18 protein-coding genes are annotated in these 18,192 nt (G+C 68.9%); 10 read left to right on the top strand and 8 right to left on the bottom strand.

Features of this window, described 5'->3' with window-relative positions:
• Positions 1 to 203: 203 nt before the first annotated feature.
• The 8 genes from ACOGJB_RS18865 to ACOGJB_RS18830 all read right to left on the bottom strand — a co-directional run bounded on the left by ACOGJB_RS18865 (position 204) and on the right by ACOGJB_RS18830 (position 9,748).
• Positions 204 to 1,253, bottom strand: a complete 1,050-nt coding sequence (locus ACOGJB_RS18865; protein WP_419838614.1) for a nucleotidyltransferase domain-containing protein — start codon at positions 1,251 to 1,253, stop codon at positions 204 to 206.
• 418 nt (positions 1,254 to 1,671) lie between these two features.
• Positions 1,672 to 2,493 carry a hypothetical protein gene (locus ACOGJB_RS18860; protein WP_419838613.1) on the bottom strand — a complete coding sequence of 274 codons (822 nt, stop codon included), beginning with the start codon at positions 2,491 to 2,493 and terminating at the stop codon, positions 1,672 to 1,674.
• 116 nt (positions 2,494 to 2,609) lie between these two features.
• Positions 2,610 to 2,957 carry a hypothetical protein gene (locus ACOGJB_RS18855; RefSeq protein WP_419838612.1) on the bottom strand — a complete coding sequence of 116 codons (348 nt, stop codon included), beginning with the start codon at positions 2,955 to 2,957 and terminating at the stop codon, positions 2,610 to 2,612.
• Between the two features lie 36 nt (positions 2,958 to 2,993).
• The gene (locus tag ACOGJB_RS18850) at positions 2,994 to 3,989 is read right to left on the bottom strand and encodes a hypothetical protein (RefSeq protein WP_419838611.1); all 996 of its coding nucleotides are present in this window, start codon (positions 3,987 to 3,989) and stop codon (positions 2,994 to 2,996) included.
• A gap of 38 nt (positions 3,990 to 4,027) precedes the next feature.
• A complete protein-coding gene (locus tag ACOGJB_RS18845) occupies positions 4,028 to 4,186 on the bottom strand; it encodes a hypothetical protein (protein ID WP_419838610.1) in 159 nt (52 codons plus the stop codon).
• A 215-nt stretch (positions 4,187 to 4,401) separates the two neighbouring features.
• Complete coding sequence (locus ACOGJB_RS18840; RefSeq protein ID WP_419838609.1) at positions 4,402 to 5,778, bottom strand: hypothetical protein; 1,377 nt, start codon at positions 5,776 to 5,778, stop codon at positions 4,402 to 4,404.
• A gap of 95 nt (positions 5,779 to 5,873) precedes the next feature.
• Positions 5,874 to 9,413 carry a PPC domain-containing protein gene (locus ACOGJB_RS18835; RefSeq protein WP_419838608.1) on the bottom strand — a complete coding sequence of 1,180 codons (3,540 nt, stop codon included), beginning with the start codon at positions 9,411 to 9,413 and terminating at the stop codon, positions 5,874 to 5,876.
• Positions 9,410 to 9,748: a hypothetical protein gene (locus ACOGJB_RS18830; protein WP_419838607.1), complete on the bottom strand. Its 339-nt coding sequence runs from the start codon at positions 9,746 to 9,748 to the stop codon at positions 9,410 to 9,412. Before ACOGJB_RS18830 ends, ACOGJB_RS18835 begins: the two co-directional genes overlap by 4 nt.
• Positions 9,749 to 10,202: 454 nt before the next feature.
• Between ACOGJB_RS18830 and ACOGJB_RS18825 the strand changes: the two genes are divergently transcribed.
• The 10 genes from ACOGJB_RS18825 to ACOGJB_RS18780 are packed head-to-tail and all read left to right on the top strand — an operon-like array spanning position 10,203 to position 18,152.
• Complete coding sequence (locus ACOGJB_RS18825) at positions 10,203 to 11,354, top strand: SAF domain-containing protein (protein ID WP_419838606.1); 1,152 nt, start codon at positions 10,203 to 10,205, stop codon at positions 11,352 to 11,354.
• The gene (locus ACOGJB_RS18820; protein ID WP_419838605.1) at positions 11,351 to 12,085 is read left to right on the top strand and encodes a hypothetical protein; all 735 of its coding nucleotides are present in this window, start codon (positions 11,351 to 11,353) and stop codon (positions 12,083 to 12,085) included. The genes ACOGJB_RS18825 and ACOGJB_RS18820 overlap by 4 nt, the downstream gene beginning before the upstream one ends.
• Positions 12,082 to 13,377, top strand: a complete 1,296-nt coding sequence (locus ACOGJB_RS18815) for a CpaF family protein (RefSeq protein ID WP_419838604.1) — start codon at positions 12,082 to 12,084, stop codon at positions 13,375 to 13,377. The genes ACOGJB_RS18820 and ACOGJB_RS18815 overlap by 4 nt, the downstream gene beginning before the upstream one ends.
• Complete coding sequence (locus ACOGJB_RS18810) at positions 13,374 to 14,318, top strand: type II secretion system F family protein (RefSeq protein WP_419838603.1); 945 nt, start codon at positions 13,374 to 13,376, stop codon at positions 14,316 to 14,318. The genes ACOGJB_RS18815 and ACOGJB_RS18810 overlap by 4 nt, the downstream gene beginning before the upstream one ends.
• The gene (locus tag ACOGJB_RS18805; protein WP_419838602.1) at positions 14,315 to 15,166 is read left to right on the top strand and encodes a hypothetical protein; all 852 of its coding nucleotides are present in this window, start codon (positions 14,315 to 14,317) and stop codon (positions 15,164 to 15,166) included. The genes ACOGJB_RS18810 and ACOGJB_RS18805 overlap by 4 nt, the downstream gene beginning before the upstream one ends.
• Before the next feature lie 4 nt (positions 15,167 to 15,170).
• Entirely contained in the window at positions 15,171 to 15,728 is a 558-nt protein-coding gene (locus tag ACOGJB_RS18800; RefSeq protein ID WP_419838601.1) for a hypothetical protein, read from the top strand.
• 5 nt (positions 15,729 to 15,733) lie between these two features.
• Positions 15,734 to 16,534, top strand: a complete 801-nt coding sequence (locus ACOGJB_RS18795) for a hypothetical protein (RefSeq protein WP_419838600.1) — start codon at positions 15,734 to 15,736, stop codon at positions 16,532 to 16,534.
• Positions 16,531 to 17,145, top strand: coding sequence for a hypothetical protein (locus ACOGJB_RS18790; RefSeq protein ID WP_419838599.1), 615 nt, complete (start codon positions 16,531 to 16,533; stop codon positions 17,143 to 17,145). The genes ACOGJB_RS18795 and ACOGJB_RS18790 overlap by 4 nt, the downstream gene beginning before the upstream one ends.
• Entirely contained in the window at positions 17,142 to 17,615 is a 474-nt protein-coding gene (locus tag ACOGJB_RS18785; protein ID WP_419838598.1) for a prepilin peptidase, read from the top strand. Before ACOGJB_RS18790 ends, ACOGJB_RS18785 begins: the two co-directional genes overlap by 4 nt.
• 27 nt (positions 17,616 to 17,642) lie before the next feature.
• Entirely contained in the window at positions 17,643 to 18,152 is a 510-nt protein-coding gene (locus ACOGJB_RS18780; RefSeq protein WP_419838597.1) for a hypothetical protein, read from the top strand.
• The last annotated feature ends 40 nt before the right edge of the window (positions 18,153 to 18,192 follow it).

Here is an 18,192-nt window from a genome sequence, read left to right as displayed (position 1 = left end):
CTGAATTCGCCAACCGAAGCCTCCTGTCCTGAGACCGCCAGCCCTACCCGACGCTGCGCGACAGAACTCAGAACCTGTCGCGCGGAGTCAGACGCAACGCAATGCCACGACCCTCGACGCAAGTGAAGTCGACCCTGCGCCGGACACATCTGTGAACGTCGACGGAGTCGACTGCTTCGTGTCGTCGTGGTTCGCGCAGGAAGTCACCCCAACCCGACTGGACCTCTCCCGCCGGCGCCCCGCAGCACCGGCGGTGATGTCGCCTCGCTCAGAGTCCGCGGCCGCGTCGCCTCGGCTGCTGTGACTGTGCCGGCGGTTCGGTTTCGATACGCAGCACGCAGCGATCCGGTCAGCGCGGCTTGGCAGTTGCCCATCCGCACATCGAAGCGGCGCATCAGGTCAGCGTCGAGTTCGCGGTGCTGGCACTGTTCCGCGCTGAACGTGGCGATGCCGATCGCCGCGGAGGCGTGTCGCCGCAAGTACGTATCGTCGAATTCGTCGTGCGGCCAGCTGCCAGCGTAATGCTGGGCTTGGTGCCAGTCGGAGAGCTTGATGAGGTCGATGTTGCGGGCCGCAGCTTCGAACGCTTCGCTGACCCATTGCGGCTGGGTGGCGAGCAATGTTGGTATGCGATGCTCGCGCGGCGGCGGGGCGCCGGCCGTGAGAATGAGCATGATCTTCGCCGACGACTCGAAGACCATATGCGCCGCTGAGCATGCCTTCGCAAAGCGGCGCAGCTCGGTGGCGGTGTGCTCGGACAGGTCGCCTGCGGCAGCAGCTCGGGCTTCTTCGGTGCCTGGGACGAGGTTCGCGGTCAGATCCAACACGGCGTCGGCGAGGTTGGCGAATCGCTCCTGCAGCTCTGCGGCGGGGGTTGCAGGCATTCCGATGTCCTTGTCCCAGTCGATCTCGCCGTGCTGGTCGATGTCGGCGAGAGTGATCGCGTCCTCCGCGATGAGCGCCTCGATCGAGCACGGCACGCCGGTGGTGCGGGTCGCCCACTCGGGGGCGTCGGTGACGATCACATCGACCGGACAGCCTGACACGGCCCTCGCTCGCCTCTGCAGCTCCGCCCGGCACGCGGCCCGTCCGCCGTAATCGCCCAAGTCGTCGTAGATTGCGACTAGGTCAATGTCGCCAGGGGTCGCGGTGTCGCCTCTGGCGAGGGACCCGAACAGCAGCACAGTGCCCACACCGGCGCTGACCAGCTCGTCCGCGGCGCGGCGTGCAGCGCCGAGATCCGGACCAGCCATGTGCTCACGATACCGAAGCTGTCGGCGGGGCTCGAGGCGGAACGGACTCGCCACCACACCGACACGGCACCTGCATGCGCACGGTTCGAGGGGTGAACGTCCGTTGCCGGCTGATACCGACACCTCTCCAAGAAACCTCTATGGAACGCTGGGACGATCACACCCGAGCCGCCACAGTCAGGCTCCCTTCACCACAGGAGCGCCCTGCCGGTCCCACGCTCGACGCGACAGGTCAGACAACAGGCACAAGGCCAAAATTTTGTGGAGTCATCGCCGAGCGCAGGACCGGACCGCAGCCCCCTGGCTGGGAGCTCCGGCAGACCCAACAGTGACACTCGGAAGTTTGTGTAAGCGGCGTGGTCTGAGGGTCCGCAGCATCATGCCGCGGATGCGGTTTTCGCGCCTCGGACTCGCCCGGCTACCAGCCGTTGGCCCGCAGGCCGTCGATCTCGTCTTGATACTCGGGCGGCACCTCCACGAGAGGCAGTTCGTTGTCCAGCCGGTCCAGGATCACCTCCGCAAAATGCTCGCGCTGCGGCTTCAGCCGCTTGTCGCGCACCACAGGGTCCATCGTCGGATACGTCGCCGCATACCGGGCGCACTGGTGTCGCAGCTGCTGATACTCAAAATAAGTGAGACCGAAAGTCGGCTCGATCAGATGGGACATGATGTCGCCGCTTCGTCCTTGATGCAGCACAAACAGCTCCACATCCGGCCAATCAGAAGCGCGTCCGCACGCCTCTAGCACCTCGAAAAACGCGTCATGCAACATCGGATCGGCTTCGGGCAATGACGTCATCGCATGATCCGCAAAGCGGAGCACCGAACTCTCAAAATGGTCCAAGATCTCGCCATCGGCGTCAGCGTCGGCAAAATAGTAGAAGTTCGAAACTTGGGCCTTGTTCACTTCCCATCCGGCGATGGACACCGCGGTGGACGGGATGTTGATGACGTAGCTGTTGAGCATTTCGATCACGCCGAACTCCCTGAGAAGTTTGGATGCGCCCAGCTCTTGAGTCCCAGACCCGTCGTTCAGGTCCACATCAGTGAGCTGCCGAGGATCGTCACCAAGATCGAGAATCGCATAGTCAGGCAACCGCGCAATCTTGGCGGGCACCGTGTGCTGAATTGTTGGTTGTGTTGGCTCGCTGTCGTCAAGAACCGTGTGCTGTGCAGCAGACCGGGTGCCCTCGCCGTCGGCCGGCGAGCCTGTGCAACCCCACAAGAGCACGCCGAGCATCGACAACCCCATCGCAGCCGCCGCACCGCGCCGCGCGATGCCGGACCACGCCAACACAGTCCCGCGACGCCATTGCAACACCGCATGACGGCTCGGCCTGGCATGCGCCTCGTTGCTCATTCTTCGTCCTCCAGCGTGTTCGGTTCCACCCGCGTGAACAGACCGCTGCATGTCTCGATCGCCCCAGCGATCGCCTGCGCGCCGAGTGACCCGCCGTAGCGCAGCGCAATCAGCTCGGCCGCGCACACCGAAGGTCTCACCACGCCGTCGACGAACGCCGACCAGTAGTAATCCCATGTGGACGAGCTCACTACGGTGCGGTACCACAGCAGGTCGCCACGGTAATCGCACTGCCAGTACTGCTCCGACAGCGACTGGCAGCCCTCGAGCTGCTCAGGCTCCGTCTGTCCTGCCACCTTGATCTGCAGAGTCCTGCCGTACTTGTTGTCCAAGACGCTGGCCATGGACACGGACAAGATCCGAGCAACCGACCTGCACGCTCAACTCCGACGGATGCGACGGCGCACGCGGCGTGTGGTCGACGGCGACGCGCAGGACATAATCGCCGGTGGCGCGTGCTCCGTGGAGTTCGTGCCAGCCGTAGGTGGTGGCCTCGATCGTGTAGGCCCCGGCTTCAGACTCAGGCCTCGGATGCGGCTGTCGCGGCCGTCCGCTCCCGAGTCGTCGTCGGAGCCGACGACCGTGCCGTTGCTGTCGGTGACATACACATGAGGATCCTGCCCCGACACCGCGTCCAGATCGAGCGTCGCCGCGGACGTGACCGTGAACGTGAACCGCCACGCGTAATACGGCACCTGATCGGTGCTCTTGTGCGACGAGACGCACCCGGCCGCCCATGTCCCGCTGCGCGTCACCGTCCCAGAAGCCAGCGTCGCCAGCGCCGTCGTGCACTCCGCGGGATCGTCTTCGGGGTCTTCTTCGTCCTCGTCACCTTCATCGGGGTCTCCTTCTTCGTCCTCGTCCTCGTCTTCGTCTTCGTCGGGGTCAGAGGCGGGATGGCAGTGCGGCGGCGTGGTGGCCCGGTCGATCGTGCGGCCCGCGGCGCATACCCATGCGGGGTCCCGGGTGAGAGTGCGCTCGCAGTTCGCGCGATCGCCCGACACAGCAGTCCACCCGGCCGCGCAGCGATAGCCGGCAGCGCCCAGACGCGTGCCCACGGGCCGCTCGCACCGCGACGACGAGTTCAGCGAATAGCCCGCAGCCGTGCACGACGCGTCAGGCACCGCCGACTGGGTGTCGCGCACCGTGCGGGTGACCGAGACGACACGGGTCACCGGACGGCAGCACACCTGCCGGGTGCGGATCTCGTCGCGGTACACCGTGCGAGACACGTCCCGGTACCGCACCTCGTCGCGGTAGTTGTACGCTGGTCGGCTCTCGTAGTGGTACACCGGCTCGGTGATCAGCGTCTCACGCACCCCGGTGCGCTGCTCGTTGCGGTACCCGTACCTCACACAGCCCGACCCGAACTCCACGTCGTACTGGGCTTCCCCCCAAATCGTGGGGGGGTTGGTCAGTGCTTGTTTACTTGTTCGTAGTCGGTCGGGCTGGTCATGTCGATGGCCCAGTTGTGGCTGCACGTCACATACACGCGCCGTGTGGTGTCGGCCGCCACCTCGAGGGTGACCCATCGCGCCGTGCCCGGCGGCGACATGGCCGCGGCGACCGTCACGCCCGTAGGCTCAGCGACACCGGCCGCTACGATCGGCGTGACGGTGACACGATCCGCGACGGTAACCGAGTCGGTGCCTCGGCCACATGACCCAAGCTCGACACCCTCACTGAGAACCCCAGACTCAGGGACCACCGCCGTCGAGGTCGTAGTTGCCTCACCGGACACCAGCCGTCAGCAGGAGCCCGGGTCGGGTTGTCGGCGACGGCTCGCATTCAGTTCTTGTCAGGGTATCTAGAACTGTAAAGCGGCCAGTCGTGGTACTCGGCGTGCTCAGGATGCTCAGCTACGAATGCATCTCTCAACGCGGCTTCCTCCGGACGCGGATAACGGCACTTGCCCTCGTCGTCGGTGACCCAGCTCGTCGGGCAGATCAACAACCTCTCCCCGCCCCAAAAAAAATTGGACACGTAGTTCTCACTCTCAGAGGTTTCCGGGTAGTTGATCACGAACTCCAAGTTCTCGAACCTGTCGCAATAGCTGCCTTCGCGGTCGATGATCACCTCGCCGGGAAACTCGCTGAACGGGCAGGGCTGGCCCACCAGCGGATACGGACTCGACTCGTCCACCTCGACGCGCTCAGGAACCGGTGCCGTTTTTTGCTCATCTGTCAGCTCGACCCGATAGTGCTCCGCGCACGACTCCCGCTCAGCAATCTCCAACTCAAGACAACGCTCGATATAGGACTTTTCCAACGGACGAGCATCCCCCTCATGATGCTCCACCGGAACCTCGACAACATCATGATCACGAATATAATCATTCACCGTCAGCAGAAAATACTCCCGAACGCGATTAAGCATCCCGTCACGCACCTCGGGATCTAGCGTCGGATACGTCGCTGCCTGTTTAGCACACTCGTGACGCAAGTCATAGAACACATCAGACGACAAACCAAACTCAAGCTCATAACGCTCCCGTTCTTCCTCCGAAGCCCCCATAGGATTGATTTCCGGATATCCCGCCTCCGCTGCACATTCTCTCATCGCCTCCACGAATGCCAATTCGAGCACACCGCCCGTTCCCAGATCGGACGGCAAGCGCCAATACGAGTTTTTGATGATGTCCTCGACCTCACGCTCGAACGCCAAGCGTTCTCGTTCGTGGCCTGACGCTACAGAAGATATGTGCTCGTCTCGGCGATTGTTGTATTCAACTGCATCTCCTACCGTGCGGAACCGAATATAAGAGGGCGTATTGAACACGATATCGTCGATCAGTTCATACAGGCCGAGTTCCTCGTCGGTGTAGCGCCGGTCGAGGTCCAGCGGCACATCCTGCGCGATCGCGGCCCAAGCGGACTGGGCATGGGAATCTTGATAAGCGGAGTCACCGGAGTCTTCGGATTGGAACGACCCCAGCCACACCACCAGCAGAACCACAATGATCGCTGCGACCGCGAATGCACCGAGCCGCCACCGTCGCACACGCCGAAACGGTGAACCGTGCCCGCCGTCGGCCAGCTGGACATCATCTGGACCTGAGCAGCCCGACGTGTCTGCCGAATCCTCAACACGCGACATGTCTGTCCTTTCTCTTCGAATGAGGCTCTGCACGGCTGCCTGCCAGCGGCCGCGAAGCCGCGCAATCACTCAACGACCCAACCGAGGGGACGGGCAGCCAGATCACCGACCGCCCTGCGCCCGTGACTACCGGTTGGCGTTCAGCCGCCGTACATCTCCGCATCTCAGTCACAGGCAGCATCCGTCGCGAAGTTCTGCCACAAGACGCCCAGCACTGTCTGGGCGAAGCCCAGAATCAAGCTCAGCCTGAGCGCTCCCTTCAGCACCGTGCCCGTCGGGAACCTGTTCTTGGCCCATCCGCCCACTCTCTTCGCCGCAGCGTCGACGCCTTTATCAACGCCGTACTCGACCACCCCCTCGCACAGCAACTGGACAAAAGCGTCGTCAAGCGCTGTGATACCAGTTATGCGCGAATAGTCCCCAGTTCCAACGAGGATCGTCTCGCTGTAGTCGACGGCTCGCTGTATGGCCTCCAGATCGCTGCGCATCTTGGCCGGCACGATCCGGCCGTTCTCGGCCTGGCTCTTACGGATCGCCGAGACGATGTCGAACCCGCTGTTCCACGTCATCACCGCCAGTCTGTGAAGCTCCATGCACTTCGCTACCCGGTCCCCAGGATCTGGAAAGAGAATCGGGGAAGCCGAAGCCTCTTTGCAGAATACGGGCCTGCCGGCACGGTCGATGTCGTAGGGGCTCCATGGCAGATCTTCGGGGTCGACGATGCCGCCGCCGTTTCTCGTGTTGCACGACTTGATGTTGCGCCGCTGATGCTCATGGCCCGGGGTCCAGTAGTTGGTATAGGTGTCCTTGCACGGCGGCGGGGTGTGTGCTTGACAGTTGTTGTGGCCGCGTCCGGGCTCGTGGTGGTGCACCAGCCGCGCCCGTTCCCCGTCGGTGCTGGGCGGGCAGCTGCGGTCCACAACGACAGCGGTGATGGCGGTTTGGCGGGTGATGGTGCGGTCGCCATTGGCGTAGGCGACGGTGACGGTGTAGTCGTCCGCGCGGGTGGCGGTGGCGACCAGGGAAGCGTTGCCTTCGTCGCCGTGGACGGTTGCGCTGAGTCCGGCGGGCGCGATCGACGCAACCGACAGCCGTGTGGTGCTGGCAGGCTCGTAGGTCCACGAGCCTCGGATCGCTTCGCCGACCTCGCCGGTGAGCTGTGCGGGCTGGCCGGTGCCGGTGATCTTCGGTGTGTAGTCGGCGCTGACGGTCACTCGGTAGGTGCCTTGGTCGCGGGGTCCGTAGGTGGTGGCTTCGATCGTGTAGCGGCCGGGCTGGAGGAATCGGCGGGCGATGCGGCTGTCGTGGATGTCGCGGCTGTATCTGCCGTTGACGTACCCGATGTCGTCGTTGTGGGCGAGCCTGGTGCCGGTCCCGTCGGGGGTGTGGCCGTTGAGCAGCAGCACATAGGGATCGATGCGGTCCGCGCCGCTGCCGGTGTTGGCCAGGTCGATGGTGACCCATCCCGCGGCAGCCATCGCGAACGTGTGACGGCTCGCATAGAACACCCGGCCGTCCCCAGAGCGAGGATGACGCACCGACCGGCACCCTGCCGTCGAGCTGAGCGTGCCAGTGCGCGAGGACTTCGCGCTCGACAGCGTGCCCAGCGGGTCATCGCAGTCGTCTGCGTCGGGTGCGGGGTTCGCCTTGAAGTTCGCCCACGCCGTCGCGCTGGCGCCGTTGTGGCTGCATGTCACATTCACGCGCTGGGTGGTGCCGGCCGCCACCTCGAGGGTGACCCATCGCACCGTGCCCGGCGGCGAGGTGGCCGCGGTGACCGTCGTGCCCGCAGGCGTAGCAACACATGTCGCTGCGATCGGCGTGACGATGATTCGGTCCGCGACGGTGACCGAGTCGTCTCCCGCCACCGGCGTCTCGGTCACGTGATCCAAACCCGAGACGCGCACCGGTGCCGGGTTCGCCTTGAATTTCGCCGTCGCCGTGTCGCTGTCGCTGCCCGACACGCATGTGACCGTGACCGTCGCCGTGGTGGCGGCCGCCACGCTGAGGCTCACCTTGCGCGACCCGCCCGACGCAGGCGCCACAGTCGCCGCTGCCGGCGTGGCCGTGCACGTCGCCCCCGCAGGGCTCACCGCGAACCCCGACGACACCGTGACCGCGGACTTGCCCGCTGCGGGGGTGCCCTCGGCGTCCGCGAAGCCGCTGACGCTCACCTTGCCCGCAGCCGCCGTCAGCTTCAGCCGGAGCGTCAGCGTGAAACTGCCCGTGGTGCGCTCGCTGCCGGTGGTCACCTCGACCGTGTAGACGCCCGGCTGCAGTTTCAGGCCGCGGATGCGGCTGTCGCGGCCGTCCGCTCCCGAGTCGTCGTCGGAGCCGACCACCGTGCCGTTGCTGTCGGTGACATACACATGAGGATCCTGCCCCGACACCGCATCCAGATCGAGCGTCGCCGCGGACGTGACCGTGAACGTGAACCGCCACGCCCAATACGGCACCTGATCGGTGCTCTTGTGCGACGAGACGCACCCGGCCGCCCATGTCCCGCTGCGCGTCACCGTGCCTGTGCCCAGCGTCGCCAGCGCCGTCGCGCACTCCGCGGGATCGTCGTCGGGGTCTTCTTCGTCCTCGTCACCTTCGTCGGGGTCTCCTTCTTCCTCTTCGTCCTCGTCTTCGTCGGGGTCAGGGGCGGGATGGCAGTGCGGCGGTGTGGTGGCTTGGTCGATCGTGCGGCCTGCGGCGCATTCCCATGCGGGGTCCTGGGTGAGGGTGCGCTCGCAGGTGGCGGCGTCGCCCGACACAGCAGTCCACCCGGCCGCGCAGCGATAGCCGGCAGCGCCCAAACGTGTGCCGGCGGGCCGCTCGCACCGCGACGACGAGTTCAGCGAATAGCCCGCGGCCGTGCACGACGCGTCAGGCACCGCCGACTGGGTGTCGCGCACCGTGCGGGTGACCGTGACGATGCGGGTCACCGGGCGGCAGCACACCTGCCGGGTGCGGATCTCGTCGCGGTACACCGTGCGAGACACGTCCCGGTACCGCACCTCGTCGCGGTAGTTGTACGCTGGCCGGCTCTCGTAGTGGTACACCGGCTCGGTGATCAGCGTCTCACGCACCCCGGTGCGCTGCTCGTCGCGGTACCCGTACCTCACACAGCCCGACCCGAACTCCACATCGTACTGCACGCAATAGCGCACCCGCGCCGTGTAGGTGTATGTCTCCATGCCCATGTAGGTCTTCGTGAGCGGCGGCACACGTACCCGCACGGTGAGAGGCGGCACACGCACCCGCACCGTATAGGGCTGGCGTTCGGTCACCGTGGTCTTGACTTGCACCGTGTACGTCTGTGGGTAGGTCACCATGTCGGTGACCGTGCGCCGTTCGGTCACCTCACGGTTCACGGTGCGCTGGCACTCGGGCGGGTCGCCCGCCAGCGCCCATCCCTCAGCGGTATTGCACGAATATGTCGGCAGCGTCGTGTGCACCGTGGTCGTCACGCAGTTCTCACCGGACGGCTGTACCGCGTGGCCGCCGATCGTCGCAGGGCACGACGCCGTCGCCGGCTGAGTCTCGTCTTTCTCGCAGTCGCCTGAGCCCGAGACATAGGAGTAGCCCTGCGGGCATTGCGCTGCCGCCGAGGACGCATCGCCGGCGTTCCCGCCCGCATCGGCGGCCGAGGCCGTCGGCACCAGCACACTCGAAACGACCAGCACCGCCGCAGCCGCCAGCCTGGCTCGGCGCGTCATCGCGGGCCCGCGAACGCGCACGACGGGAGCGCGCTCCATCTCGGCGGGTCAGAACGGCGCCCCGCGGCCCCAGCGAATATGCCGGGTTTCCACACCGTCGTCCCGCCGGTGTCCGCGAAGATCAGCGGCACCCGGACGCATCGCGACCCCAGCCGCCTGTTCAGCCGGTCCGCTTCGGGAGCGTTCCCCGGCGCCGACGACCGCGCCTCGCGGTGCACTTCGGACGCCATCAGGTTCGCCGCCGCCAGTCGGGCGCTGTAGCCGGCCACCGACTCGCCAGCGTCACCCACCAGTGACTGCACCTTGGTGACCGCCAGCGCGGCGAGCGCTGCCACCGCGGACGCGACCAGCAGCCACCCCAGGCTTGCGACGCCCGGTCCGTCGGGGCGACGCCGGGCACATGCAACGGAGCGCTCCGACCGGATTGCCTTGCCGCGGGAGCGGCCTGCCGCTACTTTGTGCGACCGCCTATGGAAAGCACCTCGCGCTTGGCTGGATTCGGGCGGCGACGCATGCGCTGTTCGCGCGAGCGCGCCGAGGCCGGTGATTTCGCGCCGCGCGGCGCGTTCGCCGCGCGGCGTCGCGGCTATTCCGCGATTACCCCCCCCCCCCCCCGCGGGATTGGTTCGGATGTGCACCGGGCTGTCATGAGCGGCGCAACGTAGCGAACCGCGTTGCGGGTGTCAACCACCCGCCGTTTCGAGTCCGTCCTCACGCTTCGTGCATGTGCCGACCGCAGTGTCGGCTTTCTCGGGGTGCCGGGGAAGGCAGGCATCCTCGGGAGCAGCGGTGAGACGCGGCCTGCTGGGGCGTGTGAGCAGGCGGGCGGCGGCGGCGCCTGCCGCGCTCGCCGACGCCGTCGCAGACGGTGCCATTGTGCCGCCGCGAGCGGCGCGTCGGCCGGGGCCGCGCGCCAAGCGCATACTGCTCGGCGCAGCGGGCGTGCTGGTGGCGGCAGGCAGCGTCGCTGGTTTCTCGGTGACCTCCGCCGCTTTCGACGAACGGATAGCCGTGGTGGTTGCCGCCCGTGATCTCGCGGAAGGCGAAGTGCTCGCCGCGGAAGACCTGCAAGGAACGCTGGTGTTGCCGGGCGGGGTGCCGCATCTGGTGTGGAGCGCGGACACCGCCCGTGCGCTGGCGGGGCTCGCCGCGGCTCGGCCGCTGGCGGCGGGCACCCTCGTGACCGCAGACCTGCTGGCGGAGCCGTCAGCGGGCGCATTCGGAGACCGGCTGGAAGTCCGTGTTCCGATTGACCTCAGCCTCGCCCCCCAAGGACTCGTGCCGGGCGATCTGGTGCTGCTGGTGGATCCGGGCGTGGCCCCCGCAGCACACGACCCGGGGCGCGCACGGCAGGTGATCGAGGTGCTGCGGGCGGACCTGCTCGACGGCGCGGCGCTGCGCATCTTCGCTCCCCCGGCGGAGTGGGTGCGCTGGCAGACGCTTCCTGCCCGGCTGGGTGCGCTGCCGATGGCGCTGCCGGTGCCGCTGGGAGGCGACCCCGGCGTGCTGGCAGCAGATCTCGACGACGTGTGGGCCGCCCAGCACGCCCGGGCCGCGACCGCGATGTCGCCGCTGGGCCCGAACTGGCCGGCCGGGGCAGGCCCGGGGCTGCTCGAATCGATCATCGCAGTGGACGCCAGCCTGTCCCCCTCAGGCCTCGCCGAGGGCGACCTGGCGCTGCTCGTCGATCCCGGAGCGGCGGCGGACCCGCTCGACAAGGGGCGGCCCCGGTCGGTGCTGCGCACGGTTCGGCTGGATCACTACCGCGACGGACTGCTCGGCGTATGGGCCGAACCCGACGAATGGGTGTGGTGGCGCAGCCTCCCGCAGCGACTCGGGGGCGCGCCGATGCTGCTGCGCGTCCATCCCGACACCGACATCGACGAGATGAGCGCCGAACTGAACGACAGCTGGCACAGCGAGTGGGAGCAGCAGCGGTGATGGCGACGGTCCGCAGCGCGGGCAGCAGCGACGCCGACCTCGCCGCGCCGCTGATCGAATGCGGGGCACTCGCGGTAGGTCTCGCCCATGCCATCGCCGCGGCAGGCGCCGACGTGCTCGTCATCGACGCCGACGCCTGCGGCACCCGGCTGGGGCAGCGTGTCGCCGCCGCCACCAAGACTCGCCTGTCGGCTGCGCAGCGGGGGGTGGCCACTCTGGCGGCCGCTCGCGCCAGGCTTGAGGCGACGGCGGTGAAGCGGCACTGCTGGGCGCTGCCGCGGCGCGACGGCGCTGCGAGTGCAGGCTCGGTGCTGCTGGCAGCCGCCCCGACCCACCCCGGCGGGGCGCAGCACGCTGCTGGGCTGCTGGCTCAGCGCGCCGATGAGCTCGCTGCACTGGGCGAGCTGTTCGCGGTGCTGGTGTCGCTGCCCGGAACGCTCGTCGAGCCGTACCGACAACTGGCGGATGCCGCTTCGCTGAACGTCTCTGCGGCCCCGCGTCCGGGCACGGCTGCGCCCGCAGGGCTGCGGGCCGTGCTCGCGGCTCTCGGCCGCCCCTCGGCCCCCGATCCGCTCACCGAGCTGCGCGCCGGCGGCGATGTCGTCGGCCTCGTCGGACCAGTGCGTGACAGCGTGCTGCTCGGCGCCTCGCCGCGACGCGCCGAGCGCGGCCAGATCGAAGCGCTGCGCACAGCCGCCGCGCGGCTGTGCCGGATCGGCGGGAAGCGATGAGCCTGGCTGCAGCGATCTGGGAGGAAGCGCGCGAGCGGGTGCAGCAGCACCGCCTTGCCCACAGCGCAGACATGGCCGTCGATCATCAAGCAATCGCGGATTCGTGCCGGCATCTCGCCTCAGGGCTCATCGAGCAGATGGAGGCCGCGGCGCTCGACGCGTCTGGCGTCGCGCTCGCCGACACCGAGCGCGCATGGATCGACAGCCAGCTGGACGCGCTGCTGGGAGCAGGGCCGCTGGAGCGGTTCCTGCGCCGCCCCGACGTGGAGAATGTGTGGCTGTTCGGCCCGCATCGCGGCGCGCTCGGCCTTGCAGGCGGAAGGTTCGAGCCGATCGCCGAGCCGCTGTTTGCCGACCGAGCCGAGATGGTCGGCTTCATCGCTCACCTGGCGGTCACCCACGGCCAGACCGGCCGGCGCTTCGACCATTCCGCGCCGCTGCTGGACCTGCGGCTGCGCACCGGCGAGCGGATATTCGCCGCGATGGACGTATGCGATCAGCCGTACCTCACCGTCAGATGCCACCGGCACCGGCTGGTGAGCCTCGCCGACCTGGTCGACGCGGGCACGCTCGACGCTGACGCTGCGTCGTTCCTCGCAGCCGCTGTGCGCCCCCCGGCGCCGACGAACGTGCTGGTCTGCGGGGCGCTGGGCTCAGGCAAGACGACACTGCTGCGCGCCCTGCTCGCCCATGTCGGCCCCGACGAGGTCGTGTGCACCCTCGAGCAGACCTTCGAGCTGTTCCTGGACGACACCCACCCGTGGGTCTTCGCCGCGGAGACGCGCGAGCCCAACAGCGACGGGGAAGGCGAGATCGGCATGGACGAACTCGCTCGACGCTCGCTGCGCACAGGCGCGGACCGGGTCGTCGTCGGAGAGCTGCGCGGCCCCGAGGCCGCAGCGTTCCTGTCTGCATGCGGCACCGGCAGCGACGGGTCGATGGCCACCATTCACGCATCGTCGCCGCGCCAGGCCCTCGCACGGCTGGTGCGCTACTGCCTCGTCGGCGCCGCCGCGCCTGCGCAGTCGGCACTGATCCAAGAAGCCTCCGAGGTGATCCACCTGATCGTGCACATGAGCACCGACCCCCACAGCGGCACCCGACAGATACGCACCATCAGCGAAACGCTGCCCGCCCAAGGAGACCGCTTCGACGTGCGCGACCTGTACCGGCGCGATCGGCCCGATGCCGGCCTCGAATTCCTCGGGGCGCCCAGCAACGCCGAGCTCGCGGAGCGAGTGGCCCAAGGCGGCCACCGCCTTGCCGCTCCCGGGCACACGGGCTCCCGATGACCGCCGCTGTGTTCGGACTGCTGGCTGCGGCGGGCATCGCCGCTGCCGCTGCGTCGATGCGGCCCCGCGGCCCGCTCGGCGGCTCGGCTGCGCCGGCGGCACACGCCGACCCTCGCGATCTCATCGCAGCGGTCGCCGCGGGACTGCCCAACGCAGGTCGCAGCGACGCCGCATCCGATGCGACGGGCAACCGCGGCCCTGGTGCTCTGCGCATCGGCCAGGTGCTCGCCGGTGTCGGCGGCGCGTTGGCCGGCCTTGCGGCGACCGGCCTGTGGGGCATGGCACTGCTCGGCGCAGGGCTGGGGGTGCTGGGCCCGCCCTTCATCGCAGCGCCCGCACGCCGACGGCGCCACACCGCCACAGCATTGGCGTGGCAGGCATGGGCGCGTCAGCTCGCCGAGCTCGCCCGCTCAGGGGCGGGACTGGCCGACGCGCTCGCAGCAAGCGTCCCGCACGCCGACGCTCGCATCGCTCCCACCGTCGGGCGGGTCGCGGTCGCAGCCCGGCAGCATGGCGTCGCTGCCGCGGCCGATCTGCTCAGGTCGGCGGGCAGCACGTGGGAACCCGACATCGCTGCAGGGCTGCGCATGGCCGCAGCTGCGGGCGGGCCCGTCGCTGCGTCGCTGGACGCGCTCGCCGGCCGCATCGGCGACAACGTCGCCGTTCACCGTGCCCGCACCGAAGCGGTCGTCGCGCTGTGGACACAGACCATCGCTCTGCTGGCTCTGGCAGGCGGGGTGATCACGCTCATGTACCGCAACAACCCCGCCTACTTCGACCCCTACCGCACCGCCGACGGGCAGACCGTGCTGGCAGTCATCGCCATGGTGCTGACCGGCGCGACCGCGTTCCTGGTCCGCCACAGCACCGTGCACGCCCAGCGTTCCCCGCTCGCCCCGCGCAAGCCCGGGCGCTCTCGGCCGCAGCGGATGCCGCTGTGAACCCCACTGGACATTTGCCGATCGCCTTCGTCCCGCTCGCCGCGGGACTCGGGTTCGCCGCCGGCGCGGTGCTTGCCGGAGTTGCGCTGTTTGCGCCATCGGCATCGGCATCGCCGCAGGCGCCGCTTCGGCGCAGCCGCCTTGTTGCGCTCGCCGGCGGCAGCTTCGGTCGGCGCCGAGCAGCCGACCTGCGCCTGTGCGGCATCGCCCCGGCCGTCTTCGCTGTGCAACGAGCCGCCAGCACCGCAGCCGGGGTGGCAGCCGGCTCCGTCGCAGCAGCTTTGTGGACCACGACGGTCACCTCCGACGCAGTCGCCTTGGCAGCAGGCGCCGCGGCAGGGTGGCTGCTCCCCGCGCAGAGCGTGCGAGACACCGCCCGGCAGCGCCGCGACGACGTCCACCGGGCCGTGAACGCGTGGATCGTGCTGACCGCGCAGCAGGTCACCGCCGGCGCCGAGCCCGCAGCGGCAATGCTCGCTTCGGCCCGCGCCAACGACACCGCGCCATGGCAGCTGCTTACGCGGCATCTCCAAAGCGCCCAGAACCGCGTGCGACCCGCTGCGGAAGGACTCAGGGAACTCGCCGAGCGCTACCGGCTCGACGGCGTCGACCAGGCAGTGGGCGCACTCGAACTCGCCGCACGACGAGGCACCCGCCTCTCCGACGCAGTGCTCGCCGCTGCAGGGGTCCAGTGGGCGCACAGCGTCGCCGCTGAGCGAGAAACCGCCCAGCGGCACAACCAGATCATCGCCCTGCCTGCCACCGCCGTCGCGCTGGCGCTTGCCGCAATCCTCATCTACCCGCCGCTCGTGTCGCTCACCGGCGGCATCGTCGCCAGCGGAACGTGAACGCATGAATACCCAAGGCTCGGCGGCGGCCCCACCGCCGAGGCCCCGGCCCCCGACGCGTCGCCGGCGGGACGCCCGCGGCCTCGCCACCCTCGAATGGCTGCTGTTGGTGGCAGCCGCAGGAGGGTTCACCGCGTCGATGTCGGCAGGCCTCGACCATCTCATCGCCGACCAGATCACCCCGACGCAGCCCGATGCGCGCATCGCCTACGTCGAGTCGCGCCTCACCGCTGCGCGCATCAACGACCGCTCGGCCGCAGCCCTCGCCGCACTGCACAGTGCCCGGGCCGACGATGCGACCGACCGCATCTCCGCACTCGAGGCACAGCTCGACCGGTTCCGGCACGACTGCGAAAACCTGGCCGACGCCTACCCCGAAGCAATTCGACGCGCAATCTGGCACTGGCTGCCTATTCCGCTCGCCTTCCCGCCGACCGCGCACGACTCCTCCGTCGGCAATTCCGCACCTGCCCGCGCCGACGAGGCCGACGATGACGCCGCCGCCGATCCAACCGATGTCGACGGACGCTGGGTATGCGCCGTCAGCGGCCCAGCCGAATGAGACGCGTGCAGGCCGGATCGGCCCGTCGCTTGCCGATCCGGCGCGGCCGCGACCGACGCGGCGGCACCGTCAGCCTGCTGGTGATCCTCATGGTGCCCGTGTGCATCCTCGCCGCAGTCGTGGCCGCGGCAGTCCCCCGACGGCTTGCCGCCCAAGCCGTCATGGACGACGCCGCCACGCAGCTCGCCGCCATGACGGTGGTGTGGCAACAGCTCCAGGCCCGGCCGCACGACTCGCTCGGCTGGTACTTCCCCGACTGCGCTGCGCCGCCGAGCGCCGAGGCATCCCTGGACACCTCGGCACCCGGCCCACCGGCCGACAGCAGTGCATCCGATCCGAGACAGGAAGCGGTCGACGAAGACACCGCCGCACTTGGGCGTGTCTGCGCCGCGGCAACCGACTCTGTGCTGGCCGGGCTCAGCGCCCGCGGCGTCGACACAGACCGGCTCAGCGGCTACCACACCAGTGCCTACAGCACGATTCCTGCCGCTGACGGCGATGGCGGCCACCGGCCAAGTGTGCCCTGCCGAATCGGCGAGCGGATCGTGCTGACCGAAGCGGTCCATGTCGGCATCACCGCCGCATGGGGCAGCGCGGACTGGGCTGCCGGCCAGGTCTGGCCCCACGGCATCGATCTCGGCAGCCACGACATCGCTGCGCTCACCCGGCCCGCGACCGACTCCGCCGAAGCCGCGGGGATGCCGTCCTGCACACCGCTTCATGGCCCCGCGAGCAGTGCCCACGCACTCGCCGCAGCCGATGCCACGCCGACCCGCACCGCTTTCGGGAATCCCGCAGGGCCGTGACACCGCTCAGCCGCCGCCGCGTTCGCACTGCCGCGCCGCAGGCCCGCCGCTGCGTGCTGCGCCGTGGCGAGCGCGGCGCCGCCTCGGTGATCGAGTTCATGGCGCTCGCACCCATGTGCGCCCTGATCGTGCTGACCATCGCATGGGCCGGGCGCACCGCCCAAGCCGAACTCGCCGTCAGCCTCGCAGCCCAAGAAGCCGCCGTCGCAGCCGCGGTGTGCTGCGGACACCACACCTCGCCGGAACAGACCGCGAAGAACGGCGCCGGAGGCATCGACGCCGGCACTGCACGAGAGCTCGCAGCCGAAGCCGTCATCGCCAGCCGGCCGTCGCTTGAGCGTCTGTGCGCCGGCGGGCCACGGCCCGCACGCGCCGACGGCCGCTGGACCACCCACACCGCGGCCGACATCGCCGGCCCCCGAGCCGCCGGCGCAGCGGCCTCCACCAGCGTGCGCCTCGTCACCGCGCACGTCGCGTGCACCGCCGACGGGGCAATCGCGCCGACCCGGGGCCTGTTCCCTGCCCGCACCGTCCACGGCCACGGCACCCACCTCGCCGTCACGACCGCGACCATCCCCACACCGCCGGGCACCCCCGAGCCGACGCCATGAGCGCCACAGCGCTCGCCGCAGCCGTCGCCGTGTGGGCAGCGCTCGCCGTCCACGCAACCGTCACCGACCTGCGCCGCCGCATCATCTCCAAGCGCGCCTGCTGGTCTGCCGCCGTCGCCATCGCCGCGCTGCACAGCATCGCCGCCCTCGCCGCGAACCAGCCCCGCCACCTGCTCACCGTCGCCGCCGGCACCGCAGCAGTCGTCGCCCTCACCGAGTTGCTGTGGCAGATGCGGCCCGCCGCCGTCGGCTATGGCGACATCCGCCTCATCAACGTCAACAGCCTGCTGCTCGCCTGGTGGGGACCCGTGTGGCCATGGCTCGCACTCAGTGCCGCATCGCTCGCCGCTGCCCCCCAAGCGATCACCGCATGCCGGCGCCACGGCCGCAGCGGCGCCATCCCGTTCGCGCCCGCGCTCGCCGTCGGCACCGCCGCCGCCCTCACAGCACGACTCGCCGCCGCCCCCTGACCCGAACCGACAACCGAAGGAGCCTCCATGCAGACGACACTCGCCATCGATCGACCAGTCGGCAATCGCCCGCCGCACCGAGCCCCGATGCCGCACCGCAATCGGCGACACCGCGACCAGATCGGCCTCACCACCCTCGAATGGCTGCTCATCGTCGCTGCGGTGGCCGGGCTCGCAGCACTCGCCGTCGTCCTCGTCCAAAACGTCGTCGACGACACCGCCGAACAGCTCGGCGGCGCCAGCGCACGCGCAACAGCCGCCAACGTCGCAGCCGACACCGTCATCCGCGAAGCACGCACAGCCAGCGCCAGCGATGCGCGCTTCAACACTTGGAAGAACTGGGAGCTGTACTTCACCGCCCGATGCGAACGCCTCGAAATCCTCTACAGCGACACCAACTTCGACGTCGAAGCAAATTTCGTGAGGCCCATCGGCAAGGCAGACAACGACCCCACCACCAGCACAGACCTCAACAAAGCCGACAAACAGGCGGCCGCCTCAGGCAAACCCCAAGCCTTCTGCCGACGAAAGACCTGAACCGGGCCGCTCGGGCCACGGCTTCGCCTATCGGCTCAGC

It is taken from the genome of Candidatus Poriferisodalis sp. (assembly GCF_965208895.1).
Classification (GTDB): Bacteria; Actinomycetota; Acidimicrobiia; order Acidimicrobiales; family Poriferisodalaceae; genus Poriferisodalis.
Note: the sequence above shows the minus strand (reverse complement) of the source record. Positions and strands in the feature narration are given on the sequence as shown.

What these genes read in the sequence shown, in the direction of transcription:
- ACOGJB_RS18810 (WP_419838603.1), top strand. Translation starts at nt 13,374, where the DNA reads ATGACCGCCGCTGTGTTCGGACTGCTGGCTGCGGCGGGCATCGCCGCT.
- ACOGJB_RS18835 (WP_419838608.1), bottom strand. Translation starts at nt 9,413, where the DNA reads ATGACGCGCCGAGCCAGGCTGGCGGCTGCGGCGGTGCTGGTCGTTTCG.
- ACOGJB_RS18855 (WP_419838612.1), bottom strand. Translation starts at nt 2,957, where the DNA reads ATGGCCAGCGTCTTGGACAACAAGTACGGCAGGACTCTGCAGATCAAG.
- ACOGJB_RS18860 (WP_419838613.1), bottom strand. Translation starts at nt 2,493, where the DNA reads ATGCTCGGCGTGCTCTTGTGGGGTTGCACAGGCTCGCCGGCCGACGGC.
- ACOGJB_RS18780 (WP_419838597.1), top strand. Translation starts at nt 17,643, where the DNA reads ATGCAGACGACACTCGCCATCGATCGACCAGTCGGCAATCGCCCGCCG.
- ACOGJB_RS18815 (WP_419838604.1), top strand. Translation starts at nt 12,082, where the DNA reads ATGAGCCTGGCTGCAGCGATCTGGGAGGAAGCGCGCGAGCGGGTGCAG.
- ACOGJB_RS18865 (WP_419838614.1), bottom strand. Translation starts at nt 1,253, where the DNA reads ATGGCTGGTCCGGATCTCGGCGCTGCACGCCGCGCCGCGGACGAGCTG.
- ACOGJB_RS18800 (WP_419838601.1), top strand. Translation starts at nt 15,171, where the DNA reads ATGAATACCCAAGGCTCGGCGGCGGCCCCACCGCCGAGGCCCCGGCCC.
- ACOGJB_RS18785 (WP_419838598.1), top strand. Translation starts at nt 17,142, where the DNA reads ATGAGCGCCACAGCGCTCGCCGCAGCCGTCGCCGTGTGGGCAGCGCTC.